This is a genomic window from Couchioplanes azureus (assembly GCF_014648355.1).
GTDB classification, from domain to species: Bacteria; Actinomycetota; Actinomycetes; order Mycobacteriales; family Micromonosporaceae; genus Actinoplanes; species Actinoplanes azureus.
Map to the genome: position 1 here is coordinate 300,781 of NZ_BMQY01000002.1, position 13,453 is coordinate 314,233.

16 protein-coding genes are annotated in these 13,453 nt (G+C 74.5%); 9 read left to right on the top strand and 7 right to left on the bottom strand.

The genetic code is table 11. The annotated features are described in order from the left end of the window. Window positions 1-33 precede the first annotated feature (33 nt). Both IEY99_RS08560 and IEY99_RS08565 read right to left on the bottom strand, forming a co-directional pair. The gene (locus tag IEY99_RS08560) at window positions 34-2,748 is read right to left on the bottom strand and encodes an IPT/TIG domain-containing protein (RefSeq protein WP_189201181.1); all 2,715 of its coding nucleotides are present in this window, start codon (window positions 2,746-2,748) and stop codon (window positions 34-36) included. A gap of 95 nt (window positions 2,749-2,843) precedes the next feature. After that, window positions 2,844-3,260 carry a type II toxin-antitoxin system Phd/YefM family antitoxin gene (locus IEY99_RS08565; RefSeq protein ID WP_189201183.1) on the bottom strand — a complete coding sequence of 139 codons (417 nt, stop codon included), beginning with the start codon at window positions 3,258-3,260 and terminating at the stop codon, window positions 2,844-2,846. Window positions 3,261-3,324: 64 nt separating this feature from the next. Between IEY99_RS08565 and IEY99_RS08570 the strand changes: the two genes are divergently transcribed. Beyond that, entirely contained in the window at window positions 3,325-4,104 is a 780-nt protein-coding gene (locus IEY99_RS08570) for a sulfite exporter TauE/SafE family protein (protein WP_189201185.1), read from the top strand. A 54-nt stretch (window positions 4,105-4,158) separates the two neighbouring features. Here the strand turns inward: IEY99_RS08570 and IEY99_RS08575 are convergent, their stop codons facing one another. Further along, window positions 4,159-4,392, bottom strand: a complete 234-nt coding sequence (locus tag IEY99_RS08575) for a hypothetical protein (RefSeq protein WP_189201187.1) — start codon at window positions 4,390-4,392, stop codon at window positions 4,159-4,161. A 43-nt stretch (window positions 4,393-4,435) separates the two neighbouring features. Here IEY99_RS08575 and IEY99_RS08580 point away from each other — a divergent pair, with 43 nt between their 5' ends. The 5 genes from IEY99_RS08580 (at window position 4,436) to IEY99_RS08600 (ending at window position 7,489) form a co-directional block, all read left to right on the top strand. Further along, window positions 4,436-4,753, top strand: a complete 318-nt coding sequence (locus tag IEY99_RS08580; protein ID WP_189201189.1) for a PadR family transcriptional regulator — start codon at window positions 4,436-4,438, stop codon at window positions 4,751-4,753. Then, window positions 4,747-5,637 carry a hypothetical protein gene (locus IEY99_RS08585; protein ID WP_189201191.1) on the top strand — a complete coding sequence of 297 codons (891 nt, stop codon included), beginning with the start codon at window positions 4,747-4,749 and terminating at the stop codon, window positions 5,635-5,637. Before IEY99_RS08580 ends, IEY99_RS08585 begins: the two co-directional genes overlap by 7 nt. A gap of 93 nt (window positions 5,638-5,730) precedes the next feature. Further along, window positions 5,731-6,255, top strand: coding sequence for a DUF2243 domain-containing protein (locus tag IEY99_RS08590; protein WP_189201193.1), 525 nt, complete (start codon window positions 5,731-5,733; stop codon window positions 6,253-6,255). Between the two features lie 7 nt (window positions 6,256-6,262). Then, on the top strand, window positions 6,263-7,069 hold the full coding sequence (locus IEY99_RS08595; RefSeq protein WP_229798349.1) for a cytochrome c oxidase assembly protein: 807 nt from the start codon (window positions 6,263-6,265) through the stop codon (window positions 7,067-7,069). A gap of 81 nt (window positions 7,070-7,150) precedes the next feature. After that, entirely contained in the window at window positions 7,151-7,489 is a 339-nt protein-coding gene (locus IEY99_RS08600; RefSeq protein WP_189201195.1) for an STAS domain-containing protein, read from the top strand. A 32-nt stretch (window positions 7,490-7,521) separates the two neighbouring features. Here the strand turns inward: IEY99_RS08600 and IEY99_RS08605 are convergent, their stop codons facing one another. From IEY99_RS08605 to IEY99_RS08620, 4 genes are read right to left on the bottom strand one after another with little or no spacing between them, the layout of a single operon-like run. Then, window positions 7,522-8,325, bottom strand: coding sequence for a siderophore-interacting protein (locus tag IEY99_RS08605; protein ID WP_189201197.1), 804 nt, complete (start codon window positions 8,323-8,325; stop codon window positions 7,522-7,524). Window positions 8,326-8,327: 2 nt separating this feature from the next. Next, window positions 8,328-8,885, bottom strand: a complete 558-nt coding sequence (locus IEY99_RS08610; protein WP_189201199.1) for an ECF transporter S component — start codon at window positions 8,883-8,885, stop codon at window positions 8,328-8,330. Beyond that, entirely contained in the window at window positions 8,882-9,631 is a 750-nt protein-coding gene (locus tag IEY99_RS08615) for an energy-coupling factor transporter transmembrane component T (protein WP_229798351.1), read from the bottom strand. The genes IEY99_RS08610 and IEY99_RS08615 overlap by 4 nt, the downstream gene beginning before the upstream one ends. Further along, complete coding sequence (locus tag IEY99_RS08620) at window positions 9,628-11,361, bottom strand: ABC transporter ATP-binding protein (RefSeq protein ID WP_189201203.1); 1,734 nt, start codon at window positions 11,359-11,361, stop codon at window positions 9,628-9,630. The genes IEY99_RS08615 and IEY99_RS08620 overlap by 4 nt, the downstream gene beginning before the upstream one ends. A 96-nt stretch (window positions 11,362-11,457) precedes the next feature. Between IEY99_RS08620 and IEY99_RS08625 the strand changes: the two genes are divergently transcribed. The 3 genes from IEY99_RS08625 (at window position 11,458) to IEY99_RS08635 (ending at window position 13,406) form a co-directional block, all read left to right on the top strand. Continuing rightward, window positions 11,458-12,357: an ATP-grasp domain-containing protein gene (locus IEY99_RS08625; RefSeq protein ID WP_189201205.1), complete on the top strand. Its 900-nt coding sequence runs from the start codon at window positions 11,458-11,460 to the stop codon at window positions 12,355-12,357. Window positions 12,358-12,462: 105 nt separating this feature from the next. Beyond that, window positions 12,463-12,813: an STAS domain-containing protein gene (locus IEY99_RS08630; RefSeq protein WP_189201206.1), complete on the top strand. Its 351-nt coding sequence runs from the start codon at window positions 12,463-12,465 to the stop codon at window positions 12,811-12,813. Between the two features lie 194 nt (window positions 12,814-13,007). Further along, on the top strand, window positions 13,008-13,406 hold the full coding sequence (locus IEY99_RS08635) for a response regulator (RefSeq protein WP_189201207.1): 399 nt from the start codon (window positions 13,008-13,010) through the stop codon (window positions 13,404-13,406). Window positions 13,407-13,453: the final 47 nt, after the last annotated feature.

The window sequence follows — 13,453 nt, forward strand, 5'->3', positions numbered from 1 at the left end:
TCGACGGGGGTCGGCGTCAGCGTGGCGCGGAGGTCAGCCGGCCACCCAGGCGAAGGCGGTCCGGTCGCCGGCCGCGAGGCTCTCGCCGCCGGCGTTCGTCACGATCACGTGGCCGCTCGCCGGGGCGTGCGCCGGCACGGTGACCGTCAGCTGGGTCGGCGACATCACCCGGAACTTGGCCCTGACCCCGGCCACCGTCACCAGCTTCGTACCGGTGAAGTTGGTGCCGGTCACGACGACCGTCGTCGCCGCCCGGGTCGCGCCCCGGTGCACCGACATGCCGGTCACCGCCGGCCTGGGCGGTGCGAAGTACCGGAAGTCGGTCGCGTCGGTGCCGTAGCTGAAGCCGCCCGGCGTGATCACCCGGACGGTGTCCCATGTGCCCGCCGGCTGAGGGGGCAGCACCGCCCGCAGCTGGGTGCTGGACAGCACCGTGAACGACGTCGCCCGCGCCTTGCCGATCGTCACCGACGTCGCGCCGGTGAAGTCGGTGCCGGTGACGAGGACCGTGGTCGCGACGTTGCTGAAGCCGTGGTCGACGGAGAGACCGGTGATGACCGGCCGCGGCGGGTTCACGTACGTCAGCCGGCCGGCCGCCACGACGGGGCTGGTGCCGTACGGCGTGGTCACGGTGACGTCGACCGTTCCGGCCGCGAGCGCCGGCGCCTTGAAGACGAGCGAGGTCGGCGACACCCGGACCGGGCGCACGGTCGCCTTGCCCAGCTTCACCACGGTGGCGCCGGACAGCGCCGTGCCGGTGACGGTGACCTCGGTGCCACCCACGACCGACGCCGTCGACGTGCTGAGCGACTCCACGCGCGGCGGCGGGAAGTACGTGTACGTCGTCGCGGTGGTCGCCGCGCTGGTGCCGGCCGGGTTCTCCACCGTCACGTCCACCACGCCACCGGCCAGGTTCGGCGGCACGGTCGCGGTCAGGCTGGTCGTGGCACCCTTCACCACGGGCTGGAACAGAGCGCGGACCTTGCCGAAGCGGACGGCGCTGGCACTGGTCAGGTTCGTGCCGGTGATCGTGAGCTTGACTCCCCCGCCGACGAGGCCGCCACGGACCGACAGGGCGGTGACCGCGGGCCGGACGATGCCCGAGGGGCGCTGGCCCAGCCCCTGCATGGCCTCGTGGACCGCGAGGTACTTCGGCGTCTGGGAGATCGGCTGGCCCTCGTACTCGACCAGGCCCCACGAGCCCCACTTGGTGTACGTGCCGCCCGAGGCGAACATGGCGAGAGTGCCGCCGCCCAGCTCGCGCCACATGCTCATGTACTCCGCGTACACGGTGCGCATGCGGGGGTGGCGGTTCGCCGCGTACATGATCTTGTTGACGGCCTCGTTGTTCTCGCCGCCGTGGATACCGGCCAGGTGCTGGCCACCCTCGTAGCCGATGAGATCCAGGCCGTACTTGTCGGCGAGCGCCTTGTACTTGGTGATCCAGTCGCGGATCTCCTGGTGGACGGCGCGCTCGCAGTTGTCGAGCACCCCGGTCACGCCGGCCCTCAGGACACCCGCGGCGGCCGCGGGAGCGCCCGGGTTGGCGAGCCTGCCGTTGCGCAGGTAGTCACCGTCGCAGCTGAAGTACGGCGCGATCGCCACCGCGTCGGCCTCCTGGTAGGCGTTCTGCCAGGACAGCACGGCCTCGCCGGCCGCCGGGAAGGCAGCCTGGGTGGCCAGGACCCGGACCAGGCGCCGGTCGGCGTCGGCACCGAACACCTGCCGCCAGATCCGGAAGATCTCCACCGAGCGGTGCGCCTGCATGCGCAGCTTGGCCTGCCACTCCCATCCGGGGTTGAACCACCCCCTGGCGATGCCCTGCTGCTGCGCCCACTTCGCCTGGTCGAAGATGCCGTTCCAGACCTCGTTCGAGTACTCGATGTAGATCTTGCGGTCCGGGTCGACGGTGTCACGGATCGTGGTGGCGAACTGGCGGACCCAGTCGTCGTCGGCCAGGTGCGGCATCGTGAACCAGGGGTCGGCGCCGACCCGGTTCGACAGCCGCGCCATGATCTGCGGCGCGACGCCGTCGCTCTGGCGTGCGAAGCGCTCGGTCGGGTACTGGTCCCAGGTGACCTGCGCCGAGTTGTTGGTGGCCATCCAGTCCATGAACCGCAGCGTCTTCATGCCCTGCAGACGCTGCAGGAACTGCGGGTGGAACTCCTGCTCCGCGCCGGTGTGCTCGTAGCCCGGCATCCACACGTGGATGTCGCGCACGTAGTCACGCGGATCGGTCTCGCTGATCCGCAGGAAGTGGCCGCCCGGCGTGCCCACCTCGTACTCGAACCGGTTCGGGGCCGGGCTGGACATCTTGCCGTCCCCGCCCCACATCGAGACCTTTCCCCGGCCCTTCCAGGTGACGACGAACTTGCCGGCCGGGTACGGGCCCGGGCTGAGCAGGATCGCGGCATCCACCGACTGGTCCTTCTCCAGGCTCGTCACCCAGCCGTCGGCGTCGAGGCTGAGCGCGGGGCCCTGGCCCCAGCCCTGCCCCGTACGCTGCGAGACCCAGTAACGGGAGGTCCGGAAGGCGTCCACGAACGGCCACTCGGGCGTCCAGTCGTTGACACCACCCACGTTGACGCCGAGGGCCGCCGTATCCGTGGCCGCGGTGGAGACGGTCGTGGCGGAGGCGGCCGCCTGAGCCGGCACCCCCGGGAAGAGAACCGCGGCGGCCGCGAGCGCGGCGGCCGCCATCCAGGGGGTACGGGGCTTGGAGCGCAAGCCCGCACGGACATGAGTCATGGCGCCTCGTCGGTCGAAGGAGCAATCGGGTCATTCAGCATGCGCAGCCCGCGGCAGGGCCGGGTGCTCGAGCGGTTGCGATCCGGGAGCGCCGTTCAGCGTGGCTCGCCCGCCGCCCCCAGCAGCTCCCGGTGCATGGCGCGCAGCTGTTCCAGCCGGCGGTGCCGGCCCGCGGGGCGCAGCTCGTCGATCAGCGCCCACGCCTCGAGCAGGGCCCGTTGCAGGTCGTCGGCGCGCTGCCGGTGCTGGGCGCGGACCTCCTGCCGCATGGCCTCGAGGCGCTCCTGCCATCCCCGGGCGGCCGCCTGGCGGCGGGCCAGCATCGCCTGCGTCTCGCTGCGGCTGCGCGCGGTGTCGACGCTCACGAGGGCGGCGACCGGCTGACCGCCGTCGGTGATCACGGTGACCTCGCCGGTGAGCTGGGTCATCCGCGCCAGGGTGGTGAGCCGGGTGCGGACGTCGTTGACGGGCAGTTCCGCCGGCGGCCGGTGCGTCGGTGAGGGCTGGGCCATGCCGCCATGGTGACGGGCCCCTCCGACAAAAACCTCGCAACAACCACTCGATATGGTGCCGTCGATGAGCTGGCAGACCGGGCTGGCCGGCTTTCTCGCCGGATTCGCGCTCTCGATCGTCACGGCGCCGGTCGGCGTCTCCGGAGCGGTGTTCCTGCTTCCCGTCCAGCTCAGCGTGCTGCACGTCCCGAATCCGGCGGTCACGCCGACGAACCTGCTGTTCAACGTCGTCTCGGGGCCGGGCGCGCTGGCCCGCTACCGCCGCAACGGCCAGCTCGCCGGTCCGCTCGCCCGGCTGTTGATCGCCGGCACCCTGCCCGGCGTGGTGCTCGGCGCGCTCCTGCGGGTCTTCGCCGTACCCGGGCCCCGGGCCTTCCGCCTCGTCGCCGCCGCGGTCCTGCTGCCCCTCGGGCTCTGGCTCTGCGTCCGTGCCCTGAGGCCGGGCGCGCGGGAGCGGGCCCCGCTGTCCCGGCCCGCCATCCTCGGCCTCAGCCTCGCCGTCGGCACCGTCGGCGGCGTGTACGGCATCGGCGGCGGCTCCCTCCTCGGCCCGATCCTGGCCGGCCGCGGCACTCCCATGACCGAGCTCGCGCCCGCCGCCCTGGCCTCCACCTTCGTGAGCTCCATCGCCGGCGCCGCGACCTACGGCATCCTCGCCCTCACCGTCACCGGCGAGATCGCTCCGCACTGGACTCTCGGCCTGCTCTGCGGAGCCGGCGGGCTGCTCGGCGGGTACGCCGGCGCCCGGGTGCAGCCCCGCCTGCCCGAGGCGGCGCTGCGGTTGCTGCTGGGTACGCTCGCCGTCGCCCTCGCCGCCCTGTACCTGGCCCAGGGGCTCAGGTGAGCACCCGAAGGAAGTCCGCACCCCCGCCGCGAGGCCGGGGTGCGGACGTGTCTGTCACCAGGTGCCGCTCCGGGAGGTCTTGGCGCCGCTGTTGCGCACCGCGTCGATGATCTCGTCGACCGGGTCGAACGCGAACAGCGACGCCGTGGCCTCGATGAACAGGGTCATTGCGACCGGGTTGACGACGAAGGTCTGCAGGACGTCGAAGCCGGTCGACGCCCGGAGTTCACCGCCGCCCCGGCCGCGCTGGTGGCCGCGACCCCGGCGCCCTGCGCGGCCGCCCGTCACCCGCCAGCCCTCCCCCTATGTAGAGATGGGATATAGTCCGGCGATGCGGATGACCGTGACGACGGCGCGCGTGCTCGCCGTCCTGCTCGCCGAACCCGGCACCGACCGGTACGGCCTCGACCTCATGCGGGCGACCGGCCTGGCCAGCGGCAGCCTCTACCCGATCCTGCACCGGCTCCAGGCCGCGGGATGGCTCACCGCGCGCTGGGAGGAGATCGACCCGGCAGCCGAGGGCCGGCCGGCCCGCCGGTTCTACCGGCTGACGCCCGAGGGCGTGGCGCAGGCCCGGCAGGCCCTCGCCGAGCTGCGGACGCAGACGGCGGTCCCGGCCGCGCCCGGCGCCGCGAGGCCGGCATGGTGACCCGGCGGATCGCCGAGGCGCTGCTCCGGCTCGCCGTCCGTCGCTGGCCCGCCCGGCTCCGCGACGACCTGCGCCGCGAGTGGGCCGCCGAGCTGCACGTGCTGGCCGGCGAGGCCCGGGCCGGGGCGATGCTGCGGTTCGCGGCGAGTCTCGCCGTCGCCCGCCCGGCGCGCGAGCCCGGCACCGCCGCGGCGCGGGCGGGGGCGCTGTGGCGCGCCCTGCGGCTGACCGTCGTCGCTCCGCTGACGGCGGCCGCCGTGTTCCTCGTCGCGATCGTCGTCGCCGGTGTGCTGCTGCCCGACACCGGCGCCCTCCAGTACGCGGCGACGACCCTGCTCCTCGGCGCCGGCGCGGTCCTGCTCGCCCGGCTCGGCCGCTGGTGGACGGTCGGTGGCGCCGCGACGACCACGCTGGTGCTCGCCGTCACGGTGCCCGGCTGCGCCGCCGGTTTCCTGCAGTACGCCCTCTCCGGCAACTCCGCGAAGCTGGCGACGCACGGTCCGGCGTACCTGATCTTCTTCGGCGGGCTCGGCGCGCTGCTCCCCCGCGTCGACCGACTGGCCGCCACCGGCCGGCGGGCCCGGGCATGGTGGATCGGGGCGCTCGGGGCGCTGGCCCTCGCCGACGCCGCGGTGATGGTGCCCGTCTTCCTGGCCACCGGCACGCCGCACCCGGCGTCGGCGCCGCTGTGGCTGTTCACCGCCCTCACCGCCAGCGGCTTCGGGCTGCCCAGCCCGGCCGGGTGGGAGATCTTCACCATCCTGGACCAGACCGAGCTGGACCCGCAGATCTTCCTGCTCTGCACCGGGATCGCCCTCGGGGCCGTCATGTTCCGGGCACCCGCGCGCACGGAGACGGCCGATCTGAGCGCACCGTCCTCTTAGGAAGACCGGTTTCGTCGTCGCCGCGATGGGCATCCGCCTGGAAACCGGCGCCGGGCCGGCGGGAGGGCGCCACAGCGGCAGGAGGCGGATGTCATGGAGATCGGTGCACGGCCACGTCTGACGGCACCCGGCGTCATCCTCGGCATCGGCCTGGGCGGTTTCCTCGACGGCATCCTGCTGCACCAGCTGCTGCAGTGGCACCACATGCTGACCAGCACGTCGTACACCGCGGACACGGTGCACGGATTGCGGATCAACACGCTGTGGGACGGGCTGTTCCACACGGTCACCTGGCTGGCGGTGCTGGGCGGCCTCGCCCTGCTGTACTCGCGGGTCGGCCGCGACCGTTCCGGCCTGCTGGCGTCGCGCGCCCTGTGGGGCTGGATGCTCGTCGGCTGGGGACTGTTCAACCTGGTGGAGGGCGTCGTCGACCACCACCTCCTGGGGATCCACCACGTCCGCGGCGGCCCCCACCAACTCGCCTGGGACCTGGGCTTCCTGGCGCTCGGCGCGATCCTCGTCGCCGGCGGATGGCTGCTGCAGCGCACCGCCGCACCGCCGCGCGACGCTGCCGGACCGCACCGCGCGGCGCGGTCGCGTGACGCCGCCGACCGGTGAACCGGTCGTGACGCTGCTCGCACACGGCGGCGACTCCTCCGGCGGCGCGACGGCCGTCGCCCCGGCCGTGCTGCCGGCCGGGGTGCTGGCGCTGGCCGCGGCCGGCTACGTCCTGGCCGTCCGGCGCGACCCGCGGGGCTGGCCGCGGCACCGGACCGCCGCCTTCCTCACCGGCGTGGCATTGCTGGCCGTCGCGTTGCTGCCGCCGGTGAGCGGATACGCCGAGCGCAGCTTCCACGGGCACATGCTCCAGCACCTGCTGCTCGCCATGCTGGCCCCGCTGGGCCTGGTGCTCGGCGCGCCGGTCACGCTGCTGCTGCGCACGCTGCCCGTACGGCGCGCCCGGCGGATCACCCGGATCCTGCGCAGCCGGCCCGCCCGCCTGGTGGCCCACCCGGTCGTCGTCCTGCTGCTCACGGCCGGCGCGCTGCTCGCGCTGTACCTGACGCCGCTCTACACGGCGACCACGACCAGCCCGGCGCTGCACCACGCCGTGCACGCGCACTTCCTCGCCTCCGGATACCTCTTCGCCTGGGTGGTGGCGGGCCCCGATCCGGCCCCGCACCGGCCGCCGGTCCCGGCCCGCCTGGTGATGCTCGCCGTGGCCATCGCCGTCCACGCCACGCTGGCCCAGCTCATCTTCGCGGGCATCGGCGTCCGGCTGGACGTACCCGCCGACGAGCGCCGCGCCGGCGCGGACCTCATGTACTACGGCGGCGACATCGCCGAGCTCCTGCTGGCCCTGGCCATGCTGACCGCCTGGCGTCCCGCGCAGCGCAGGACCCGGCGTGCGGCACGGAGTACGCGGGAGTGAAATCTTCGCCCAGCTGTCGACCGCCGTTCTCCCGCGCTCTACTCTGACTAACCCCGACAGCCCTTGTCGAAAGGCAGCGCGATGACCGGCGCGACGGTCGACGTCGGCACCAGGTCCGACGGCAGCCTCGTCATCCAGCCCCACGGAGTCCTGGACGCCGAAGACGCGGTCGAGCTGCGCCGCACCCTCGTCCACGCCGTCCGGCACATCCGCCCGCTGCGGCTGATCCTGGACCTGCACGACCTGGACGGCCTCGACCCGATCAGCCTCGGCACCCTCGCCGCCGCCTGCCATCTGGGCGACGACCAGCAGGTGGCGGTCTTCCTCGACTACTCCTCCGTCGCCGTCGCCGGGCAGCTCACCGCCGCGGGAGTCGCCGCACACCGGCTGCGCCACATCGGCCACCGGGCGGTGGCCTAGCCGCGCACCCGGCCGGCCCGGCCGCCCGGCGATCAGGGCTGGGCGTGACCGTGGCGCCAGTAGCCGATGAAGTCCACGTGCTGCCGGGGCACCTTGCGGTCCTCGACCAGGTGCCGGCGGGCACCGGTGGCCAGGGACGACTCGCCGGCCAGGAAGGCGTAGACCGGCGTGGCGGGCAGGTCGGCGGCCCGCAGCGCGGCCAGCGCGGCCCGTCCCGGCACGTGCTCGTCCGGGCCGCGCACGACCCAGCGCAGGTCGACGCCGGCCGGCACCCGGAAGTCCTGCCGGTCCGCCTCCGCCGGGATCTCGACGATGGCCACGCCCTGGGCGTCGTCGGGCAGCGAGGCGCAGATGCCGGCCACCGCGGGCATGCCGGTCTCGTCGGTCACCAGCAGCGTCCAGGCGTGCGGGTGGCGCGGGTGGTAGGCGACGCCCTGGTCGAGCACGCCCACCCTGGCGCCGGGCCGGGCGGTACGGGCGAACGTCGCGGCCGGGCCCGAGGTGCCGTCCGGCTCCATGTGGACGACGAAGTCGATGTCGAGCTCCCCGGTCTCCGGGCGGACCGCCCGGGCCGTGTAGGTGCGCACCCAGGGCCGCTGAGCCTTCGGCGTGGCCAGGTACTGCGCGTACCAGAGGCTCGACGTGCGGGTGGGCAGCCGCAGGTGGTCCTGGCCCTGCCTCGGCAGGAACAGCCGGAACCACTGGTCGTAGCCCTGCGGGGTGAAGCCCTCGGCGCCGACCGTGACGCGGATGACGTTCGGGCTGACCCGCTCGGTGCGGAGCACCTCGACGAGCAGCACGCGCGGGTCGACCGGCTTGCGCGGCTTGTACCCCACGGTCAGGCACCCGTCGAGGTCGGACGGACGAGGCCGCGGGTGACGCCGGTCTCCGCGACCCGCCGGGCGAGACGCAGGCCGGCCCAGGTCGCCACGGCCGCGCCGGCCAGCATGAGGACGAAGAACAGCACCTGGACGGCGGGTGCCGTGGCGGCCATGTGGAAGCTGACGTGCGCCATCAGCGCGTAGAGCGCCGTGGCGGCCGTCGTCGTCGCATAGAACAGCCACGGCTTCCAGACCCGGTACCGTGTGACGGCGAAGGCGGACTCGACCGCCGCGCCGGCCATCAGCGTGGTGAGCACCGCGCTCGGCCCGAACGGCGTGAGCGGCACGTTGACCAGGCCGGCGATGAGCATGGTGAGCACGCCGGCGCCGGGGCGGCGCAGCACCGCCAGGCCGAGGACCGGGCCGAGGACCCAGAAACCGACCAGTGCCGCGTACGCGACCGGGACGGTGGGGGCCAGGATCGCGCTGACGTGGTTCACCGGCACCAGCAGCACGCCGCTGGCCGCGCCGATCGCCGCGCAGGTCATGAGGAACCGGGTGGTGAGGGACTTCATGCGAACACTCCGAGGGTGAGGCACCAGAGGGCGGCCACGAGGACGGCGTCGCGGACGCGCAACGGCACGACGTGACGCTCCGTGCGGGTGGGGTGGGCGCCGAACGCCCGGGACTCCATGGCCAGCGAGACCCGTTCGGCGTGCCGGATCCCGCCGGCGAGCAGGGGCACCGCGTAGCCGCCGTACCGGCGCACGCTCCCGATCGGGCCGCGGCCGCCGGCGAGCCCGCGCACCCGGTGCGCGCTGCGGATGACACCGAGTTCGTGGCGCAGGCGCGGGACGAAGCGGAACGCGGCGAGGGCGGCGTACCCGATGCGGTAGGGCACCCGCAGCTGGCGGACCATCGAGCGGACCAGGTCCGGGCCGGTGGTGGTGAGGCCGCCGACCAGGGCCAGCAGCACCACGGCGACCAGCCGCAGCCCCGTGGCCAGCCCGTTCTCCAGCGCCTCGGGCCACAGCTCGAACGGGCCGAACCGGGCGGGCGGCCGGGTGCCGGAGAACCGGGCCGGGTCGGTCCAGAGGCCGAACGAGCAGGTCATGACCGCCAGCGCGGCCGGCACGCCGAGCAGGATCCGGGCCAGCGTACGGCCGGACGCCCGCGCGCCGGCCAGGATCAGCACCAGCGCCACGGCGCACACCAGCGCCGGGGTCGCCAGGTCGCGGGTGCCGATCACCAAGACCATGAGCGGCAGGGTCCCGAACAATATGGACAGCGGGTTGTACGTCCGCAGGTCGAGCACGCTCACGCCGCACCCGCCGCGGCCGGAGCCGGAAGGTCGGCGAGGCGGGTCACGGCGCGCCATCGGTCGTGCCGGACCAGCGCGCGGGTGGCCCGGGCGACCGGTGGCGGGCGCAGCCCCGGCAGGTCGCGCGCGAACACCTCGGCCGGCGGGCCGTCGGCGGCGATCCGGCCGCCGGCGAGCGCGACGACCCGGGTCGCGTGCTCGGCCACGAGCTGCATGTCGTGGCTCACGACGATGACCGTGGTGCCCTCGGCGTGCAGGCCGGTGAGCAGGTCGAGCAGCTCGGCGGCGCGCTCGCGGTCCTGGCCGAACGTCGGCTCGTCGAGGACCAGGACCTCGGGGCGGACGATGACGGCGGTGCCGACCGACAGCCGCCGCTTCTGCCCGCCGGACAGCAGGAAGGGGTGCAGCGCTCGCCACTCGCCGAGGCCGAACCGGGCGAGCACCTCCTCGACCCGGGCGGCCACCTCGTCCTCCGGCACGCCGCGCAGCCGCAGCCCGAGGGCCAGCTCGTCGTCGACGCGCCCGGTCACGAACTGGTGCTCGGGGTTCTGGAAGACGAAGCCGATCCGGCCGGCCAGCTCGCGGGCGCCGGCGCGCGCCGGGTCGAGCCCCGCGACCGTGACCGCGCCGCGCGGTGGCCGTACCACCCCGGCCACGGCCTGCACGAGGGTCGTCTTCCCGGCGCCGTTCGCGCCCACCACGGCGATCAGCTCGCCCCGGGCGACGCGCAGGCTGACGTCGTGCAGCACCGGCCGCCCGCCGCGCGCGACGGTGAGCCGGTCCACGACGAGCACCGGTTCGCCCGGCGGGGTGCCGGGCGCCCGGATCGCGGGCGCGGGCAGCTCGGGCCGGGCGTCCAGCGCCGCCGCCAGCTCGGCCGGGGTCAGCGGCAGCGGCTCCAGGGGTATGCCGGCCGCGCGCAGGCGCAGGGCCGCGAGGGCGCTGACGGGCAGCCAGACGCCGAGGTCGAGGAGCAGGTCGCAGTGCCGGCCGAGCGTCTCCCGCGCCGGACCGTCGAGGACCACCCGTCCCGCGCGGTCCAGCACGACCACCCGGTCGACGAGGTCGATCGCCGTGTCCAGGCTGTGCTCGACGAGCAGGACGCCCCGGTCACCGGCGGCGACGATCTCGCGCAGCACGGCGTAGACCTCCTCGACGCCGGCCGGGTCGAGGTTCGCCGTCGGCTCGTCGAGGACCAGCAGCGGGGCGCCCATCGCCAGCGCGCAGGCGATCGCGAGCCGCTGCCTCCCGCCGCCGGAGAGCCGGTCGGGGTCCTCGTCGCGGCGCTCCCACAGGCCGACCCGGCGCAGCGCCTCCTCGGCGCGGGCCAGCACCTCGCCGGCCGGCAGCCGCAGGTTCTCCGGTCCGAAGCAGACCTCGTCGAGGACGGTCGCGGTGACGATCTGGGCGTCCGGGTCCTGGAACACCATGGCCACGTCGCGGGCCAGGTCGCTCACCCGGTGCGCGCGGGTGTCCCGGCCGCCGACCTCGACGGCGCCGGTGAGCTCGGCGCCGACGACGTGCGGGATGAGGCCGTTGGTGGTCAGGGCGAGCGTCGACTTCCCGCAGCCGGACGGGCCGAGCAGCAGGACGGCCTCGCCGGGCCGGACCGCGAGGGTCACCCCGCACGGCACCGCCCGGCCCGCGGTCGCCGGCTCGCCGGCGTCGCGGTGCACGACACCGACCTCGCGCAGGGCGAGCAGCGGCGGCGGATCATCGACGGCGGGCACGCGGTGAGGATAGGCGACCCTAAGTTCCCGGCTTCGGGCGCCCTCGGACCCGCTAAAGCGCTGGCACGCCGTGGCGGAGCCGGGTACAAGATCTCCATGACCCACGCACAGAGCGAGCGAGCCACCCGGGTCGCTCTCGTCACGGCCGAGATCTTCCCCGACCTCTACGAGGACGACCACCCGCTGCGCGACGCGCTGCGCGAGCGGGGGGTGGCCGTGGACGCGGTCCGCTGGGACGACCCGGCCGCCGACTGGGACGGCTACGACCTGGTCGTCCTGCGCTCGCCGTGGGACTACGCGCCGCGGCGCGACGCCTTCGTCGCCTGGGCGCGCACGGTGCCCAGGCTGGTCAACCCGGCCGACGTCGTGGAGTGGAACACCGACAAGCACTACCTCGGCGACCTCGCGGCCGCCGGTCTGCCGATCACCCCGACGACCTTCGTCGAGCCGGGCGAGGCCTGGACGCCGCCGGAGGCGGGCGAATGGGTGATCAAGCCGACGATCAGCGCGGGTAGCCGGGACACCGGCCGGTATCTGCTGCCCGAGGATCTCACCACCGCCCGCGCGCACGTGCAACGCCTCGGCGCCGAGGGCCGCACGGCGATGGTCCAGCCGTACCTCGCCGCCGTCGACACCGCGGGCGAGACGGCGATCCTGTGCCTGCCGGACGCCACCGGGGCCCTCGCCTTCAGCCACGCGGTCCGCAAGGGTCCGCTGCTGAACGGCCGGGGCGAGCGCTCGGGCGAGTACCGCGAGGACATCACCGCCCGTACCCCCTCGGCACAGGAGCGGGATCTCGCCGGGCGGGTGCTGCGGCTGGTTCCCGGAGGCGCCGACCGCCTGCTCTACGCCCGGGTCGACCTGGTGCCGGGCCCGGACGGCGCTCCGCTGCTGCTCGAGCTGGAGCTCACCGAGCCGTCGCTGTTCCTGCGCAGCGCGGACGGCGCGGCCGCGCGCCTGGCCGATGCCGTCCTCCGCCGGATCGGCGTTTCCTGACGGTTCCCTTCCGGTTGCCGCCCGCCTCGGCGAAGACGAGACTTCGGGTATCGCACAGCTTCGGCGAGGAGACCCGGTGGCGGAGGGTCCCGGAAGGAGAAGCCCGTGACAGCCACTCAGCCATGGGTCGGGCGACTCGCGGAACCACCACCCGCCAGCGTCACCGTCATCGGGACGACCGGCGCGCTGATCCTCGCGGTGGCGGGTGAGCTCGACGCGTCGAACCGGGTCGAGGTCCACGACGCGCTGCACGACGCCATCGCCGCGCACGCCCCGCGGCACGTCGTCATCGACCTCGCCGGCCTGGGCTTCTGCGACCTCGCCGGCATGCGCGTGCTCGCCGGTATCCTCCGCCAGCTCACGGCGGACGGCGTCCCCTGCCACATGCGCAGCCCGCAACCCCACGTCGCCCGGCTCCTGCGGCTCATCCCGACCGGCGCGGTGGTCGTGCGCTAACGGACGCCGGCACGCGAACGCCACCGCCCCGGCCGGCTCGCGCCGCGCCGCCCGCACCGCGCACCGCCGGCCGGGCGCACCGGCTCACTCCGCGATTGCACCCCGGCGAATCGCTCGCCGCCCCGGGCTCGCCGCCGATACGACAACCACTGCGGCGAGGGGCGCCGCACCGGCCACGCCAACGAGGTGACAAGGTGCTGGTTCTCGTCGTCGACGACTCGTGCGCCATGCGGAGGGTCATCCGGCGCATCCTGACGCCGGCCGGGTGCGAGGTCGTCGAGGCGCCCGACGGCAGCGCCGCCCTGCGGATGCTGGCCGCCATGCCGCAACCGCCGGACGTGATCCTGTCGGACTGGGACATGCCGCACCTCAACGGCGTGGACCTGCTCACCGCCGTACGCGCCCACCCGCAGTGGCGCGACATCGCCCTGATGATGGTCACCGGCGAATGCGCGCAGAGCCAGATCGCGCATGCCATGGCGGCCGGCGCCGACGCCTACCTCACCAAGCCGTTCACCCCCGCCGCCGTCCTCGAGAAACTGCGGCTGCTGGGCCTGCCGGACGCCCCGGCCGGCCGCGGCTGCGCGAACTAGGCGGCGTCTTCGCCGATCATGGTCGGGTCCAGGGCTCGATGGGAAGC